This window comes from Roseateles sp. AC306, from assembly GCF_979253795.1.
Window position 1 is genome coordinate 22669 of record NZ_CEEDEB010000005.1, and the last position, 16543, is coordinate 39211.

General features: G+C 69.3%; 12 protein-coding genes. 7 read left to right on the forward strand and 5 right to left on the reverse strand.

Annotated elements, in window-relative coordinates:
- Window positions 1-10 precede the first annotated feature (10 nt).
- Window positions 11-1420 carry an efflux transporter outer membrane subunit gene (locus AC0IZJ_RS12335; RefSeq protein WP_471850055.1) on the forward strand — a complete coding sequence of 470 codons (1410 nt, stop codon included), beginning with the start codon at window positions 11-13 and terminating at the stop codon, window positions 1418-1420.
- Window positions 1421-1424: 4 nt separating this feature from the next.
- Here the strand turns inward: AC0IZJ_RS12335 and AC0IZJ_RS12340 are convergent, their stop codons facing one another.
- Both AC0IZJ_RS12340 and AC0IZJ_RS12345 read right to left on the reverse strand, forming a co-directional pair.
- Window positions 1425-3029 (reverse strand): rhamnogalacturonan lyase B N-terminal domain-containing protein, encoded by a 1605-nt coding sequence (locus tag AC0IZJ_RS12340; RefSeq protein WP_471850057.1) that lies wholly within the window; start codon window positions 3027-3029, stop codon window positions 1425-1427.
- Window positions 3030-3189: 160 nt separating this feature from the next.
- On the reverse strand, window positions 3190-4047 hold the full coding sequence (locus AC0IZJ_RS12345) for a hypothetical protein (RefSeq protein ID WP_471850059.1): 858 nt from the start codon (window positions 4045-4047) through the stop codon (window positions 3190-3192).
- Window positions 4048-4319: 272 nt separating this feature from the next.
- Here AC0IZJ_RS12345 and AC0IZJ_RS12350 point away from each other — a divergent pair, with 272 nt between their 5' ends.
- Together AC0IZJ_RS12350 and groL are read left to right on the forward strand one after the other, a co-directional pair.
- Window positions 4320-4610 (forward strand): co-chaperone GroES, encoded by a 291-nt coding sequence (locus AC0IZJ_RS12350; RefSeq protein WP_457424684.1) that lies wholly within the window; start codon window positions 4320-4322, stop codon window positions 4608-4610.
- Window positions 4611-4709: 99 nt separating this feature from the next.
- On the forward strand, window positions 4710-6359 hold the full coding sequence (gene groL / locus AC0IZJ_RS12355) for a chaperonin GroEL (RefSeq protein ID WP_471850061.1): 1650 nt from the start codon (window positions 4710-4712) through the stop codon (window positions 6357-6359).
- An 82-nt stretch (window positions 6360-6441) separates the two neighbouring features.
- Here groL and AC0IZJ_RS12360 read toward each other — a convergent pair whose 3' ends face one another.
- Both AC0IZJ_RS12360 and AC0IZJ_RS12365 read right to left on the reverse strand, forming a co-directional pair.
- Window positions 6442-7269, reverse strand: coding sequence for a MipA/OmpV family protein (locus AC0IZJ_RS12360; RefSeq protein ID WP_471850063.1), 828 nt, complete (start codon window positions 7267-7269; stop codon window positions 6442-6444).
- Window positions 7270-7298: 29 nt separating this feature from the next.
- The gene (locus tag AC0IZJ_RS12365) at window positions 7299-9470 is read right to left on the reverse strand and encodes an O-linked N-acetylglucosamine transferase, SPINDLY family protein (RefSeq protein WP_471850065.1); all 2172 of its coding nucleotides are present in this window, start codon (window positions 9468-9470) and stop codon (window positions 7299-7301) included.
- An 88-nt stretch (window positions 9471-9558) separates the two neighbouring features.
- Here AC0IZJ_RS12365 and AC0IZJ_RS12370 point away from each other — a divergent pair, with 88 nt between their 5' ends.
- Window positions 9559-11601, forward strand: a complete 2043-nt coding sequence (locus AC0IZJ_RS12370; RefSeq protein WP_471850067.1) for a DUF1631 family protein — start codon at window positions 9559-9561, stop codon at window positions 11599-11601.
- 3 nt (window positions 11602-11604) lie between these two features.
- Here AC0IZJ_RS12370 and yihA read toward each other — a convergent pair whose 3' ends face one another.
- Window positions 11605-12354: a ribosome biogenesis GTP-binding protein YihA/YsxC gene (gene yihA, locus AC0IZJ_RS12375; RefSeq protein WP_471850069.1), complete on the reverse strand. Its 750-nt coding sequence runs from the start codon at window positions 12352-12354 to the stop codon at window positions 11605-11607.
- A 70-nt stretch (window positions 12355-12424) separates the two neighbouring features.
- On the opposite strand from yihA, the gene AC0IZJ_RS12380 reads away from it, so the two are divergent.
- The 3 genes from AC0IZJ_RS12380 (at window position 12425) to ccsB (ending at window position 16542) form a co-directional block, all read left to right on the forward strand.
- Entirely contained in the window at window positions 12425-13045 is a 621-nt protein-coding gene (locus AC0IZJ_RS12380) for a c-type cytochrome (RefSeq protein ID WP_471850071.1), read from the forward strand.
- A 69-nt stretch (window positions 13046-13114) separates the two neighbouring features.
- On the forward strand, window positions 13115-15196 hold the full coding sequence (locus AC0IZJ_RS12385; RefSeq protein ID WP_471850073.1) for a cytochrome c biogenesis protein ResB: 2082 nt from the start codon (window positions 13115-13117) through the stop codon (window positions 15194-15196).
- Window positions 15193-16542, forward strand: a complete 1350-nt coding sequence (gene ccsB / locus AC0IZJ_RS12390; RefSeq protein ID WP_471850075.1) for a c-type cytochrome biogenesis protein CcsB — start codon at window positions 15193-15195, stop codon at window positions 16540-16542. The genes AC0IZJ_RS12385 and ccsB overlap by 4 nt, the downstream gene beginning before the upstream one ends.
- Window position 16543 lies beyond the last annotated feature (1 nt).

Below are 16543 nucleotides of genomic sequence, written 5' to 3' on the forward strand. Positions count from 1 at the left end.
CGGAAAGCCCATGCACGCCATCCCCCGCCGCGCCTCCTTGCTGCTGCTGTTGGCCCTCACCGCCTGCGCCGTCGGCCCCAGCTATCAGCGCCCCGCCTTCACCGCCCCGCTGGCCTACAAGGAGGCCGAAGGCTGGGTCGTCGCGACCCCGGCCGACGCGCTGGACCGCGGGGCGTGGTGGACCTTGTTCGGCGACGCTGAACTGGATGCGCTGGCGGCCCAGGTCGAGGTGTCGAATCAGAACGTCGCCGCCGCTGCTGCGGCCTACGCGCAGGCCCGTGCGCTGCTCGCGGTGCAACGCGCCTCGCTGTTCCCCGTCGTGTCGCTGAGCGGCGGCGCCAGTCGCTCGGGCAATGGCGGCAACGAGGGAAACAGCGGCGCGCGCAACAACTTCCAGGCCTCCATCGGCGCAAGCTGGGAGCCCGATGTCTGGGGCCGGCTGCGCACCGCCAGCGAAGGCGCGGCGGCCAGCGCACAGGCCAGCGCGGCCGACCTGGCGTCGGCGCGGCTGTCGGCCCAGGGCGAACTGGCCATCGCCTATTTCGGCCTGCGCCAGACCGACGCCCAGCGCGCTTTGCTGGCCGAGACGCTGGCCGGCTACGAGCGCTCGCTGCAGATCGCGCGCAACCGCTACAACGCCGGCGTCGTCGGCCGCACGGACGTGCTGCAGGCCGAGACGCAGCTGGCCAACGCGCAGGCCGATGCGCTGGGCCTGGGGCGCTCACGCGCACAGTTCGAACACGCCATCGCCGTGCTGGTGGGCAAGACGCCGGCGGAGTTCCAGATCGTTGCGCGCGACGGGCTGCCCGGCCGCAGTCCGCAGGTCCCCAACGTGCCACTGGCCCTGCCGTCAACCCTGCTGCAGCGCCGCCCCGATATCGCCGCCGCCGAGCGCCGCGTTGCGGCTGCCAACGCCCAGGTCGGCATTGCGCAGTCGGCCTACTACCCGAGCCTGGGGCTCAACGGCTCGGTGGGCGTGGGCGCCAGCGCGGTCAGCGCGCTGTCCAACGCATCCAGCCTGCTGTGGTCGCTGGGCGTGTCGGCCGCGCAGACCCTGTTCGACGCGGGCGCCACGCGCGAGCGTGTCAATGCGGCCAGCGCGGCCAATGATGCGGCCGTGGCGCGCTACCGCCAGACCGTGCTGTCGGCCTTCCAGGACGTCGAAGACCAGCTCGCCGCCACCCGTGTGCTGAAGGCGCAGGAGGCCCTGCGCCGCCAGGCCGCCGAGTCCGCCGAGCAGGTGCAGGCCCAGGTGCAGCGACGCTACGAGGCGGGCCAGGTGTCGTACAGCGAGGTGGTGGCCGCGCAGGCCACCGCGCTCAGCGCCCGACGCGCTCTGGTGCAGTTGGTGGCCGACCGGCAGACCACTGCGGTGGCGCTGATCCAGTCACTGGGCGGCGGCTGGCGCGCGCCCGAGTGAGTCGTCAGTACATGTCCACGCAGTCCACCGCGAACCCCGCGCTCAGGAAGGCGGCACTGCCGCTGCCCGAGGCCGCGTTGATCGTCAGCGTGTTCGTGCCCGCCACGAAGGCGCTGGCCGGCACGCTGTAAGTGAACGTCGTGTTGTTGCCGCGGTAGGTGCCGATGGTCAGCGAGCGCGAGTCGGGCTGGGTCGACGGGCTGGGCACGGCGGATGTCCAGCCGTTCACCGTGATCTGTGGCCGGGCGTTGGCATAGGCCGCCGAGATGCCGATGCGCACCGTGCGCGCCGCGAGTTGGGCGCTGGTCAGGTTGAAGGTGATCTTGCTGCCGCTGTTCTTGTCCTTCCAGATCGCAGCGGGGAACTTGTTCGTCGCGCTGCCCACGGCGTAGGTGACCGGGCCCCACGACGGGTTGCGCGAGTCCGACGGATGGCGCACGGTGAAGGTCTGGCCGTTCAGGAACTCCAGCGGCGTGCCGTCCCAGTTGCCCACGCGCCAGAGCACCGCCTTCTGCGACGGGTCGGCCGTGATGGCGCGCGTGTTCAGCGTCGTCGTGCCGCCGCTGGCCACCGACACCTGCTCGGTGAACACGCCCAGCTCGCCCTTGTAGACCGTCATCGTGTAGGTGCCCGGCTTCATGTTGGCCACCGTGACGGCGCCGCTGCTGGACGCCGTGCCCCAGTGCTGCGCCGTGCCGTTGGCAAAGCCCACCGTGTAGGTGTAGGCCGTGTCCATGCCCGACAGGCCGTTCAGCACCACCTTGCCGCGACCGCTGACCCAGCCCTGCAGTCCCAGGCTGGACATCCAGCTCATGTCCGGCGCGGCCGGCGTCGATCCCGTCGTGAAGACCAGCGCATACGGGCCGTGCAGGCCCATGCGGTGGGCCTCGGTCTGGTTGTGCCCCGAGTTCATGTAGTTGTAGACCTCGGTGTCGCCGCCGCTCTGGTTCTGGATGTCGCGGAAGAAGGGCCCGCCCGAGGCCGACTCCCGGTTGCCGTAGGCCATGAACACGCCCACGCCGCTGCCGGTCACGCCGCGCACGCCGAGATCCTTGGCGCGCTGGTTGCCGTAGTACTTGGAGCGCGAGGTGCCGTCGCTCATGCCGAACACGTCGCTGCTCTCGATGGCGCCGGTGTTGTTCCGCAGGTTGGACTCGGCCGGCACGCCGGTGAACACGCTGCCGTTGAGTCGCGTGATCCAGCGCAGCTCGCCCACCGCCGGCTCGGCCGTGACATGGGTGGCCATGTAGATGACGTTCTCGTTGCGGCGCACGACGAGGTAGTGCTTCAGCGTGGACGCCGTGATGGTGATGACGGCCGTCGTCCCCGAGGGCGAGAGCGCGTAGGTGGCCGGCGCGCCCAGGCCGGAGCTGATGTGGGAGAACTTGGTCTGGCCCTGCAGCTCGGCGCCGGCATTGAGCTTGATGGACGTGATGTCGCCACTGCTCTTGTTGACCTTGAACACCAGGCCGGCACCGCTGTCGACGGTCAGCACGCCACTGGCGTCGGTGACGCCGAAAGCGGCCAGCGCCGACGTCGAGGTGAAGAAAGTACAGGCGGCCGCAGCCAGGCCGAGCGCCGTCAGGCGCCCGCGCAGGGGGAAGTTCATCGGTAGTCTCCAGTCGTTGTGGTCCGCAGGCTGGCGCCAACGCCGCCGCGGTGCCGCGCCCTGTACTGCCGGTGCGGTCAGGGCCAGTCTAGGAAGCGATGCAAGCCCTCTGCCTCAGGCGCGCTACCGAGAAACGCCATTCGCTCAGCCGATTGATTGCTCAGCGACAGCCGGTAACTGCTGGCTGCACGGGCGGCGGCGGTATGTCGCTGCGGCCCAGTTGCTGGGCCAGATCGGCGCCCTGCTGCCAGGCAGCGGGTGAGTCGCTGCGCGTGAGGAGCAGCGTCGCCGCATGCGTGCAGGCCGCGCCGATGGGGTGGGTCGGGCCATAGTGTCCGCAGGCGTTGGCCAGGGTGATGGACGGCGCAGGCGGCGCGGCCCAGGGCTGGTCGCGCAGCGGCTGCAACAGCGCCTCGCGCTGGGCCGGCAGCAGCTCCGGCGGCAAGGCACGGCCAATGCGCTCGCCGAGAGTCATTGGCTGCTCGCGCCAGTAGCGCGCGGCGGCAAGGCCCTGCCAGGCGTCGTCGGTAGCGGCGGGGTTCTCGTCCAGCCAGGCCAGCCAGTGCACTGCGTTGTCGGGCTCCAGGCGCAGGCGCTCCTGCAGCAGCTCACGGCGGCAGGCTGATGTGGCACAGGCTTCCGCAGCCCAGCGCAGCGCCTGCGCGTCCTGCGAACGCAAGGCGGCCTGGCGCACCTGCTCGGCCCAGGCCGCGTCCTCGCCGGCGGGCTTTTGCATCAGCAGGGCCAGCACCGCATCGCCACCCGCGCCGCTGGCCAGCGTGGCGACCGCGCGCTGCAACGCCATGGCCTGGTCGTGCGGGCGAAGCGGCGGCGTGGGCGCGCAGTCCAGCGCGGGCTGCACGACCGCCGTCACCGGCTTGGGCTGGTGAACGGCCGCTTGCTCGACCGGCCGCGCCACGTCGACGGTCGCCACCACCGGCTTGTCTTCAGGCCACGCCCCCCAGACCGCAGCAACGCCCGCAACGGCAAGCAGAGCGAGCAGGCGGCGGGTCGACATGGGGCGCTATTGAAACCGATGCGCGCGCGGGCTGGCCAAGTCGGCCTGGCAGGCGCCAGATCGGACGAAGACCTGAAAGCGCCGGCGGCGCACGGCGAACTGAAGCCGGCCACCCTCTTGAAACGCCATCTTGCGTCCCTATAATGCGAGTCTGCTAGCACTCTCAACGCTCGAGTGCTAACGAAATCGGGCCGAGCTTTCGGCCCCGTTTTTTGGCGGTCGCCGCGTCAAGGCGCGGCGACCGCTTCAGTTCCACCTCTGAAGGAGACCCCATGAAGCTGCGCCCCCTGCACGATCGCGTGATCGTTCGCCGCCTGGAACAGGAAACCAAGACTGCCTCCGGCATCTTCATTCCCGACAACGCCGCCGAGAAGCCCGACCAGGGCGAAGTCCTGGCCGTCGGCCCGGGCAAGCGCAATGACAAGGGCGATTTCATCACCTTGAACGTCGCCGTCGGCGACCGCGTCCTGTTCGGCAAGTATTCCGGCCAGACCGTCAAGGTTGACGGCGACGAGCTGCTGGTCATGCGCGAAGAAGACCTCTTCGCCATCGTTCAAAAGTAATGTCTTGCGGGACAGACCGAAGCGCGCAGCGCGAGCTCTGTCCCCAACTGACTCAGAGAAATTGTCTCTGACCCAATTTAAGACTCCGGAGAATTCCAAATGGCAGCAAAAGACGTGATCTTTGGCGGCGAAGCCCGCGCTCGCATGGTTGAAGGCGTGAACATCCTGGCCAATGCGGTCAAGGTGACGCTCGGCCCCAAGGGCCGCAACGTGGTGCTCGAGCGCTCCTTCGGCGCCCCCACCGTGACCAAGGACGGTGTGTCCGTGGCCAAGGAAATCGAGCTGAAGGACAAGCTTCAGAACATGGGCGCGCAGATGGTCAAGGAAGTTGCTTCCAAGACGTCTGACAACGCCGGTGACGGCACGACCACCGCCACGGTGCTGGCCCAAGCCATCGTCCGCGAAGGCATGAAGTACGTGGCCGCCGGCATGAACCCGATGGACCTGAAGCGCGGCATCGACAAGGCGGTCACCGCCCTGGTCGCCGAGCTGAAGAAGGCCTCCAAGGCCACCACCACCTCCAAGGAAATCGCTCAAGTCGGCACTATCTCGGCCAACAGCGACGTGGAAGTGGGCCGCATCATTGCCGAGGCGATGGACAAGGTTGGCAAGGAAGGCGTCATCACCGTCGAAGACGGCAAGAGCCTGGACAGCGAACTCGATGTCGTCGAGGGCATGCAGTTCGACCGCGGCTACCTGTCGCCCTACTTCATCAACAACCCCGAGAAGCAAGCCGCGCTGCTGGACAACCCGTTTGTCCTGCTGTTCGACAAGAAGATCTCGAACATCCGCGACCTGCTGCCGACGCTGGAGCAAGTGGCCAAGGCCGGCCGCCCGCTGCTGATTGTTGCTGAAGAAGTCGACGGCGAAGCGCTGGCGACGCTGGTGGTCAACACCATCCGCGGCATCCTGAAGGTTGTCGCCGTCAAGGCGCCTGGCTTCGGTGACCGCCGCAAGGCCATGCTGGAAGACATCGCCATCCTGACGGGCGGCAAGGTCATCGCCGAAGAAGTCGGCCTGACGCTCGAGAAGGTCACGCTGGCCGACCTGGGCCAGGCCAAGCGCGTCGAAGTGGGCAAGGAAAACACCACCATCATCGACGGCGCCGGCGCTGCCGCTGACATCGAAGCCCGCGTCAAGCAAGTGCGCATCCAGATCGAGGAAGCCACCAGCGACTACGACCGCGAGAAGCTGCAAGAACGCGTGGCCAAGCTGGCCGGCGGTGTTGCCGTCATCAAGGTCGGTGCGGCTACCGAAGTCGAGATGAAGGAAAAGAAGGCCCGCGTCGAAGACGCGCTGCACGCCACGCGCGCAGCCGTTGAAGAAGGCATCGTGGCTGGTGGCGGCGTTGCGCTGCTGCGCGCCAAGCAAGCTGCTGGCGCCATCAAGGGCGACAACGCCGACCAGGACGCCGGCATCAAGCTGGTGCTCAAGGCCATCGAAGCGCCGCTGCGCGAGATCGTCTACAACGCCGGTGGCGAAGCCTCCGTCGTCGTGGCCGCCGTGCTGGCCGGTTCGGGCAACTACGGCTTCAACGCCGCCAACGACACCTATGGCGACATGATCGAAATGGGCATCCTGGACCCGACCAAGGTCACGCGCACTGCCCTGCAGAACGCCGCTTCGGTCTCGTCGCTGATGCTGACGACCGAGTGCATGGTCGCCGAGTCGCCGAAGGAAGAAGCTGCCGGCGGCGGCATGCCTGGTGGCATGGGCGGCATGGGTGGCATGGGCGGCATGGACATGTAAGTCCACGGCCGGCGACACACCCGTCGCTGACAAACGAAGGGGCTGCGCGAGCAGCCCCTTTTTCATTGGCCGGTCGGCGACATCAGTCGTTCGCGCGCGCCGCTGAACGGGTCAGCGTGTAGGTCAGCCCGATGCCGACGCTGCCGCCCGTCATCTGGCGTACCAGCGGGCTTGCGCGGTTGGCGGCGCCCGCCAGGCTGTCGAGCCGACCGAAGGCGAAAAAGCGCAGATCAGGAGTCAGCTGGGTGGCGACGCTGCCGCCCAGTCGCCACGCGATCAGGCCCGCGCGCGCCTCGAAGGCGGGCCGGTCCGCCGTGACCTCGCCGGGTGCGACGCCGTAGAACGTCGACCCCAGCCGGCGGTCGCCGATCAACGCGGCCACGCTGAGCCCGTAGCCCCAGCCCTCAGCGCCGGGGCGGCGCTGCCAGCTCACCTTGGGCTCCAGGCTCATGCCGCGATGCCGGCTCGGGTTGCGCGCCTCGAAGACACCGCGCAGCGGCAATTCCGCCGTGATGCGGTCCCGCGCGCCGCGTCCATTGACGAACCAGCGCGCCACCGGCCCCGCCTCCACCAGGGTGCCCAAGCGCGCCATGCCCTCACGCGCCCGCAGCGACTCGGAGCCCGAGCTCAGCGAGCCCGCGAACGACACGTCCAGCTCGAAGCTGTCAGTGCGCACCGCGCGCAGGCCAGCGCCGTCGCCGTCCGCACGCAGCACCTTGCCGCGGTAGATCAGATAAGGCAGGGCCAACGCTCGACGAGCCTGCTGGTCCGATCCCGGATACGCCTGCTGCGAGACACCGGCCGCCGCGATGCCGAGCTCCCACAGCGGCAGATCCACACGTCGGGGCGCGGGCTCATCGGCCTGAGCAGCGGCGCCGACTAGACTGAAGAGAAGAAGGAAGCGCTTCATGGACGATGCGGGAGTTGGGACGCCGCGCATCATGCCGTCAGTTGGGCCAGCAGGTCGTCGGCGAAGCGCGCGGCGTCGCACAAGGGGCTGGAGGCCATGCGTCCGCGCAGCCCGGCACGCAACGCCGCCAGGCCCGCGCGGTCCTGCATCTGTAGCTGCCCCCGGCGCACGAAGTCGTCCTCGTCCGCCGCCACCCAGTCCTGCGCCAACCGCAGCGTCTGCAGAAAGCTCAAGCCCTGGCGCGAGATCGGCGCCGGGCCCGGCAGCGTCAGCACCGGCACGCCCATCCACAGCCCGTCCAGCGTCGTCATGCCGCCGCCGTGCGGGAAGGGGTCCAGCGCGATGTCGACACGGCCGAAGGCGGCGAGGTAGTCGGCCAGCGACCCCGGCCCTTCCAGGTCCAGCCGCGCCGAGTCGCCCGGCCAGCGCGCCCGCAGCGCCGCACGCTCGGCCTCATGCTGCAGGCCTGGCGCCTTGATGAGCAGGCGGCTGCCGGGCGTTGCCGCGAGCACACGCGCCCACAGCGCCAGCACGTCGTCGCCCAGCTTGTGCAGCGCATTGAAGCTGCCAAAGCGCGGCGCCTCGCCCAACGATGTGACGGCCGGCGCGTCGGCAGGCGGCGAATAGACGGTGAAGCTGTGCGGCAGGCGCCGCAGCGGCTCGACAAAGCCGTCTTCCGCGCCCACAGGCAGCAGCCAGCGGTCGCCGATGAAGCCGTCGATCTCGGCCAGGCCGGTGCTGCCGGCATAACCCAGCCAGCTGAACTGCCGCGGCGCGGGCCGGCGAGCGAACACGCCCAGGCGGTGGCCGCCGGTGTGGCCGTTGAGGTCGACAAGGACGTCGACACCGTCGGCGGCAATGCGCTCGGCCAGCGCGGCATCGCTCAGCCCTGCGACATCCAGCCAGCGCGGCGCGACGGCACGCAGTTGCTGCGTCAGCGCGTCCTCGCCACGCGCAACGGCGTAGACGAACAGCTCGCAACGATCGGCAAGCGCGGGCAGCCAGGCCTGGGCCAGGCGCCCGACGGGATGGCCGCGCAGGTCCGCCGACACCAGGCCGACGCGCAACGGCGCCACCGCCCGATCCGGCCGCGCCATCGCCGGTGCACGCACCGCGCGGCTAAAGTCGGCCGCCTCGGCGGCGCAGTCCAGGCCCCGATAGGCACGCAGCAGCAGCCGGTCGCTGCGTGCGGTCAGCAGCGCGGGGTCCAGATCGATCAGCCGGCTCAGCACGGCGTCCGCTTCGTCCAGCGCACCCTGGCGCTTCAGCGCCTGGGCCAGATTGCTCAGGACCTGAGGCGATGACGGTGCCAGGGCCAAGGCCTCGCGGTAGGCCGACACCGCCTCCGCATGCCGCCCATCGGCCAACTTCAACCCGCCGAGATTGCCCAGCACGGCCGCGCGCCGCTCACCCGCCACGCCGGCAGCCAACGCCGCAACCAGCACCGCTTCGCCGCGCTCCTGCCGCAGCAGCGCGAGGTTGCAGGCCGCCTCCGCATGGCCGGGGTCCAGCGCCAGCACATGCTCCCAGGCGTCGGCGGCGTCATTGCCGTTGGCCTGCAGGTGCTGGCCCAGCGTGAACCAGGCATCGACACGCTGCGGCGCCAGGCTCACGGCCTCACGCAGGCTGGCGATGGCATCGGCCGCGCGACCCGCAGCCGCCAGCGCCGTCGCGGCGTGCAGACGCAGGCCGACATCGCGCGGCTGCGCCGCCACCGCCCGCAGCAAGGCCTCGGCCGCGTCGTCGTGGCGCGCCAGCGCCAGCAGCGCCAGACCGCGGTTGCCCAAAGCGGCGACCAGGCCCGGCAGCAGGTTCAGGGCGCGCTCAAAGGCCGTCAGCGCCTCTGCCGGTCGGCCCAGCGCCAGCAGCGCATTGCCCAGGTTGTTGTGCGCCCCCGCCAGCCTCGGCTGCAGGCGCAACGCCTGCTCATAGGCCGCAAGTGCCTCCGGCCAGCGGCCCCGCGCGGCCAGCAGGGCACCCAGGTTGGCGGGCAGCTCGGCATCGCCCGGCAGCAGCTGCATCGCGCGCTCAAGCGCCGGCAGCGCGTCCTCACCCAACAGCTGCTGAGCCACTGACAACGCTTTCCACAAATCACCCTCGTTCGGCGTCTCCGTCAAGAGCTCGCGGGCCTGCGCCGCCATCTCGACATGACGACCCTGCTGGAAAAGCGTGAATAGGTAATGAAGTGCGGCGTTTGCCATGTGATTCAGGGGGAGGTAAATGGCGGCAACAGCGCAAGACGCACCAATCAGGCGCCAGATAATCTCATTCCGCCGCAACTCCGCCTCCATGTCCGCCAGCCTGCATCCCCACCACCTGCTCGACCATGCGTTGACCGAAGCCGGTCCGCTGGCCCGGGAGCTGTTGAACGTCGTGCAGGACGAACTCGACGCCAAGCCCCAGCACTTCCCGCTGCGGGATGGCTGGCGCAAGGTGCGGGCGCACTTTGCGGCCGACTTCGAGGGCAAGCTCATCGAACTGCTGCAGGCCGGCCGCCGTGGCGAGGACCCTCTGCACCGCTCCGTGCAAGCCGGCGGCATCGAAGGCCTCAGCCTTGTCGACGAGAACCAGGCCCTGCAGGACGTGGCCATTGCCCACGTCGCTCACACGGCCGAAGAACTCAGCCGCGCCGAGCTGCACCAGATCGGCAACTTCTATGCCGCGCTGCGCGGCACCGCCCGGGCGCGCGAGCGCGACAACCCGCTGCGCCCTGCCCTCTACGCCCATGCACTGCACCACGCGCTGGCCGCCAGCCCGGTCGGTGCCGAGGCCCGGTACGAGCTGATGCGCGTGGCGGCCATGCCGCTGGCCAAGGCCTTGCACCGCCAGTACGTCGAGGCCAGCGCCGCGCTGAAAGCCGCAGACATCGGCGACATGGTGGCCTCCCACGGCCATGCCCAGACCGACCCGCTGGCCCACCAGCGCCTGGCCGCCGCACGCGGCATCGGTGCACGGCCGCCCGCAGGCGGCACGCTGGACGGCCTGTCGCGCCGTGTCGACGCGGTCAACTCACGGCCGCAGGGGCTGAGCGCCTTTGGTGGCGCCACGCAACGCGACCCGCTCGCCCCCGCGCCCTTTGTGCGCACGACCGGGCCGGACATGCTGAGCCGGCTCTACGACCAGATCCTGGCCGACCCGCGCCTGCTGCCGCCACTGAAGGCCTTGCTGGCGCGGCTTCAGATCGCCGTCGTGCGGCTGGCGCGCAGCGACGCCATGCTGCTGCGCCGCCAGGACCACCCCACCTGGGCGCTGCTGAACCGCGTCGCCGCCCACGGCATGGGCTTCGAGCGCGTGGACGATCGGCGCTTCGTCGACTTCCTGCGCTTCATGGAGGGCGAGGCGCAGTTGCTGGTGGACGCGCCGACGCCCACTGCCACCCTCTTCCAGCAGGTGCTGGCCCGTGTGGACGCGCAGATCGACCAGCAGGCCCGCCAGAGCAGCGAACTCAATGCCGTGGCGCTGGCCGCGCTGGAGCGCGAGCAGCAGCGCAGCGAGTGGCGCGAGCTGATCCGCGAGCAGATCGACCACCAGGTGGCCGGCGCACCGCTGGGCCCGCGCATGCATCGCTTCCTGCAGACCGCCTGGGTGGAGGTCATCGTCACGGCCATGGTGCGCCACGGTCGCGACTCGCAGGAGGCGCTGGCGGCGATGGAACTCGTCGATGCCGTCATCGACAGCCTCACGACGCCGCGCGACACGGCCGACCGCGACGCTTTGCGCATGCGCCTGCCGGTGCTCATCGAACGTCTCGTCGCCGGCTGCGACAGCACCCAGTTGCCCGAAGACAAGCGCGAGCCGCCGCTGAACGAGCTGATGGCCCAGCATGCCCGCCTGCTGCGCGGCCTGCCCGCCCAGGACCCAGGCGAACGCCGGCCTCAGGCCCCGCGCCCGGCAACGCCCAGCACCGCCGCGCCGGCCTCGGCCGACGAGATCGTCAAGCGGCTGATGGACGAGCGCGATTCGCAGGTGCCGTCGCACTGGCTCAGCGCCGACGTCGACCGCGGCGAGCTGCCGACGGTGCCCGTGCAGCTCTACAACGAGCACGACTCGCCCGACGCCCGCGCGGCACTGCAGCGCTGGATCGACGGCCTGCAGATCGGCCGCTGGTTCCACCTGTTCATCCAGGGCGACTGGCACACCAGCCAGATCGCCTGGATCAGCGAGGGCCGCCAGTTCATGCTGTTCGTTGGCCGCGAGTCCGACGAGCGCCTGCCGCTGACGCGCCGCGCGCTGGAAGCGCTGCTGGCGAATGGCCTGATCACGGCGCTCGAGGACGACAGCGTCGTCCAGCGCGCCGTCGACACGCTGATGAGCGACCTCGACGGCCGCTGAGCGTCAGTCTTCGGGCTGGACGGCCGGCTCCGCAGCCAGGACCGAGTCCGGCACCGGGTCGGCCGCCCGATGCGCCAGCACCCATTCACGCAGCGCCATCGCGACGTCACCGACGCCGCTCTTCTTCAGCGCCGAGAACAGCGTCACGGCCACGTCGGAGTTCTCGGTCGACAGGCCACCGAGGTATTCGGTCGTCGCGCGCAGGATGGCGTCGGCCTCCTTGCGGTTGAGCTTGTCCGACTTGGTCAGCAGCACCAGCAGCTTGATCTCGCCGGTGGCGACTCGGGCGGCGACGAAGTCCAGCAACTGCTTGTCCAGGTCGGTCAGGCCGAGGCGCGAATCGACCATCAGCACGACGCCGGACAGGCTGCGGCGCACCTCCAGGTAGTCGGCCATCACCTTCTGCCAGCGCACCTTGGCGGCCTTCGCGACGGCGGCATAGCCGTAACCGGGCAGGTCGGCGAACAGCGCGTCGGCGGCGTCCTTCGGGCCCAGCTCGAACAGGTTGATGTGCTGAGTGCGGCCCGGCGTCTTGGACGCGAAGGCCAGGCGCTTCTGCTGGGCCAGCGTGTTGATGGCCGTCGACTTGCCGGCGTTCGAGCGGCCGACGAAGGCGATCTCCGGCAGCTCGGTGGCGGGCAGGTGGATGAGCTGGCTGGCGGTGGTCAGGAAGCGCGTGGTGTGCGTCCAGGCCAAGGCGATCTTCTCGGTGATCGGCTCGGCAGTCGCTGCCTCAGGGATTTCGTTGGTCATGGCAGGTTGGGACGCTTGGATTGGGCATTGTAAAATTCGAAAGTTGCGCCCAACGAAACCATATAAATCCATGAAGACTGTCGCCACCCTCCTGTCGAGTCTGCTGCTGGCCACGCTGGCCCAGGCGAACGAGCCCGCCGCGGCGCCGGCAAAGCCTGACCTCGCCAAGGGTGGCGCGCTCTCGACCCAGGTCTGCGCCGCCTGCCACACCGCCGACGGTTCGCGTGGTGCCCCGGCCAATCCCATCATTGCCGGCCAGCATCCCGAATACCTGGCCAAGCAGCTGATCGAATTCAAGACCAACAAGCGCAAGAGCGCCGTCATGAACGCCATGGCCGCGCCGCTGTCGGAAGAAGACATCCGCAACGTGTCGGCCTTCTACGCGTCCAAGACCGCCAAGCCGGGCTTCGCGAAGAACAAGGACACCGTCGCCCTGGGCGAGAAGATCTGGCGCGGCGGCATTGCCGAGCGTAGCGTGCCGGCCTGCGCGGCCTGCCACGGCCCGACCGGCTCGGGCCTGCCGGCCCAGTACCCGCGCATCGGCGGCCAGCATGGCGACTACGTCGAGGCGCAGATGGTGGCCTTCCGCAGCGGTGCCCGCGTCAACTCTGCGCAGATGACCGCCGTGGCCGCGAAGATGAACGACAAGGAAATCAAGGCCGTGTCCGACTACGTCGCCGGCCTGCGCTGACCTGTCGCGCACGCCTCGCGAACGAAGGCCGGTGATCTCCACCGGCCTTTTTCATTTCCAAATTCCCTGATGTCCGCCGTCCCCGCCCCCCGCCAATCCGCCGCCCGCGAGCTGCTGGACCTGCTCGCGTCCATGCGCTTCGCCATCACGCTGCTCAGCGTGATCTGCATCTCGTCGGTCATCGGCACGGTGCTGCGCCAGAGCGAGCCCCTGGGCAACTACATCAACCAGTTCGGCCCGTTCTGGGCGGAGGTGTTCGGCAAGCTGGGCCTCTACACGGTCTACAGCGCGCCGTGGTTCCTCGTCATCCTGGCCTTTCTCGTGCTGTCGACCAGCCTGTGCATCGCCCGCAACGCGCCCAAGATCCTGGTCGACCTGCGCAGCTACAAGGAAGGCGTGCGCGAGCAGTCGCTGGCCGCCCACCACCACAAGGCCATCGGCGAGCTGCCCAGCAACCCGTCGATGGCGCTGGCGGAGATCGGCAACACGCTGGCGGCGCTCGGCTGGAAAGCCCGCGTGCAGCGGCGCGACAACGGCATCATGATTGCGGCGCGCCGCGGCGCGGCCAACAAGATCGGCTATCTGTCCGCCCACTCCGCCATCGTGCTCGTCCTGATCGGCGGCGTGCTGGACGGCAACGCGATGGTCAAGCTGGCGATGTGGGCTCAGGGCAAGCAGCTCTACACCGGCTCCGGCTTCATTGCCGACATCCGCCCCGAGCACCGCCTCAGCACCGGCAACCCGAGCTTTCGCGGCAATGTCTCGGTGACCGAGAAACAGCGCCAGGGCATTGCCGTGCTCAGCCTGCCCAGCGGCGTCGTGCTGCAGGACCTGCCCTTCGACATCGAGCTGAAGAAGTTCAACGTCGAGTACTACCCGACCGGCATGCCGAAGAGTTTCGCCAGCGACATCGTCATCCACGACGGCGGCACGCGGCGCGAGGCGACGGTCAAGGTCAACGAGCCCGTCATCCACAAGGGCCTGGCCATCTACCAGAGCAGCTTTGAGGACGGCGGCAGCAAGCTGCAGCTCAAGGCCCTGCCGCTGGCGGGAGGAACGGCGTTGACGATGGAGGGCCGCGTCGGCACCAAGATGCCCCTGGGCGGGCAGACGCTGGAGCTGGACGGCTTGCGCGTCATCAACGTCGAGAACATGGCCAATGACGGCGCTGGAGCCAACGCCAGCGGCGCCGACGTGCGCAAGGTCGACCTCGGCGAACGCCTGAGCAAGCACCTCGGCAGCGGCGCCAAGGGCGACAAGGACAAAACGTTGCACAACGTCGGCCCGAGCTTCAGCTACAAGCTGCGCGACGCGGCCGGCCAGGCGCGCGAGTTCAACAACTACATGGTGCCGGTGGCGCTGGACGGCCAGCGCCTCTTCCTGGCCGGCATGCGCGAGACGGCGGCCGAGAACTTCCGCTACCTGCGCATGCCCGCCGACGAAAACGACTCGCTGGACGGCTGGCTGCGCCTGCGCCAGGCCCTGGCCGACCCGCAGCTGCGCGACGCGGCGGCGCGCGCCTATGCCGTGTCGGCCACGCCGACCGCGCAGCCGCAGATGCGCTCCCAGCTCGAACTCACCGCCCAGCGCGCGCTGACGCTGTTCTCCGGTGCCGCCGCCAAGCCCGGCGACGAGGTCAAGGGTGGCCTGCCGGCACTGTCGCAGTTCATCGAGCGCGACGTGCCCGAAAGCGAGCGCCCGCGCGTCTCCGAGGTGCTGCTGCGCATCCTCAACGGCAGCCTGTTCGAGCTGCACCAGCTCGCCCGCGCTCGAGACCGGCTGAAGCCTGCCGTGGTCGACGCGGCCACGCAGGCCTTCATGACCCAGGCCGTGCTGTCGCTGTCCGACAGCCTTTACTACCCCGCGCCCGCCTTGTTGCAGCTGGACGGCTTCGAGCAGGTGCAGGCCAGCGTCTTCCAGGTCGCACGCGCGCCGGGCCAGAAGCTGGTCTACCTCGGCGCCATCCTGCTCATCGTCGGTGTATTCGCCATGCTCTACATCAAGGAGCGTAGGCTCTGGATCTGGATCGCGCCGAGCGCAGACCCCGCCAGCTCCCAGGTGCGCATGGCCATGTCCAGCACCCGCGAGTCACCCGACAACGCCACGCTGTTCGCGCAGCTCAAGGCCGCCGTACTGAAGGATCACTCATGAACACCACCACCTTCGATCTGCCGCGACGCCACGCGCTGCAGCGACGCGATGCGCTGGACTGGGTCTTCGCCGCCCTGGTGCTGCTGGGCGGCGCCTATGCCTTCAGCCGCTATCACGCCAGCATGGACGGCTACGAGAAGGGCATCCTGGCCTTTGCGATGCCGGCGCTGATCGCGCTGGGCTGGTTCTGGAAGCCGCTGCGCTTATTGAGCGTCGCCGTGGGCGCCGCCACGCTGCTGGCCATCGCGCTGTATGCGCGGCAGACCGACGGCTTCGGCGCCGACCTGGCCGCAGGCGAGAGCACCTTCTTCCTGAAGTACATGCTGTCCAGCCAGAGCGCCATCCTTTGGATGAGCCTGCTGTTCACGATGAGCACGCTCTTCTACTGGGGCGGCTTCTTCACCGGCGCCGGGCGCAACAGCGTGGCCGAGACCGTCGGCTCCAAGCTGGCCTGGGGCGGCGTCTTCATGGCCCTCGTCGGCACATTGGTGCGCTGGTACGAGAGCCACCAGATCGGCGCCGACATCGGCCACATCCCTGTCAGCAACCTCTACGAAGTCTTCGTGCTGTTCTGCTGGATGACGACGCTTTTCCACCTCTACTACGAGCAGCGCTTCGCCACGCGCTCGCTGGGCGCCTACGTGATGCTGGTGGTCAGCGCGGCGGTCGCCTTCCTGCTCTGGTACACGGTCGAGCGTGGCGCGCAGGAGATCCAGCCGCTGGTGCCGGCCCTGCAGAGCTGGTGGATGAAGATCCACGTGCCGGCCAACTTCGTCGGCTACGGCGCTTTCGCTTTGGCCGCCATGGTGGCCCTCGCCTACCTGCTGAAGACAGCCACGACGCGCTCGCTGTGGATCGGTCTCGTCGCCATGCCGGTTGGCATCATCCTGCTCATCCTCGCCGTGCGCTTGGGCGCCGACGTGAGCGCCGCCACCCTCACCGGCCTGGACGGCTGGGCGCGCAAGATTGCCGGTGTGGCCGTGTTCCTGGCCATTGCCGTGGCGCTACGGCCGCGCCTGACGGCCCGCCTGCCCGACCTGCCGCAGCTCGACGACCTGATGTACAAGGCCATCGCGCTGGGCTTTGCCTTCTTCACCATCGCCACCATCCTGGGCGCCTTCTGGGCCGCCGAGGCCTGGGGCGGCTACTGGAGCTGGGACCCCAAGGAAACCTGGGCGCTGATCGTCTGGCTCAACTACGCGGCCTGGCTGCACATGCGGCTGATGAAGGGCCTGCGCGGCACCGTCTCGGCCTGGTGGGCGCTGGTGGGCCTGCTGGTCACGACCTTCGCCTTCCTCGGCGTCAACATGTTCCTCAGCGGGCTACACAGCTACGGGGAGCTTTAAC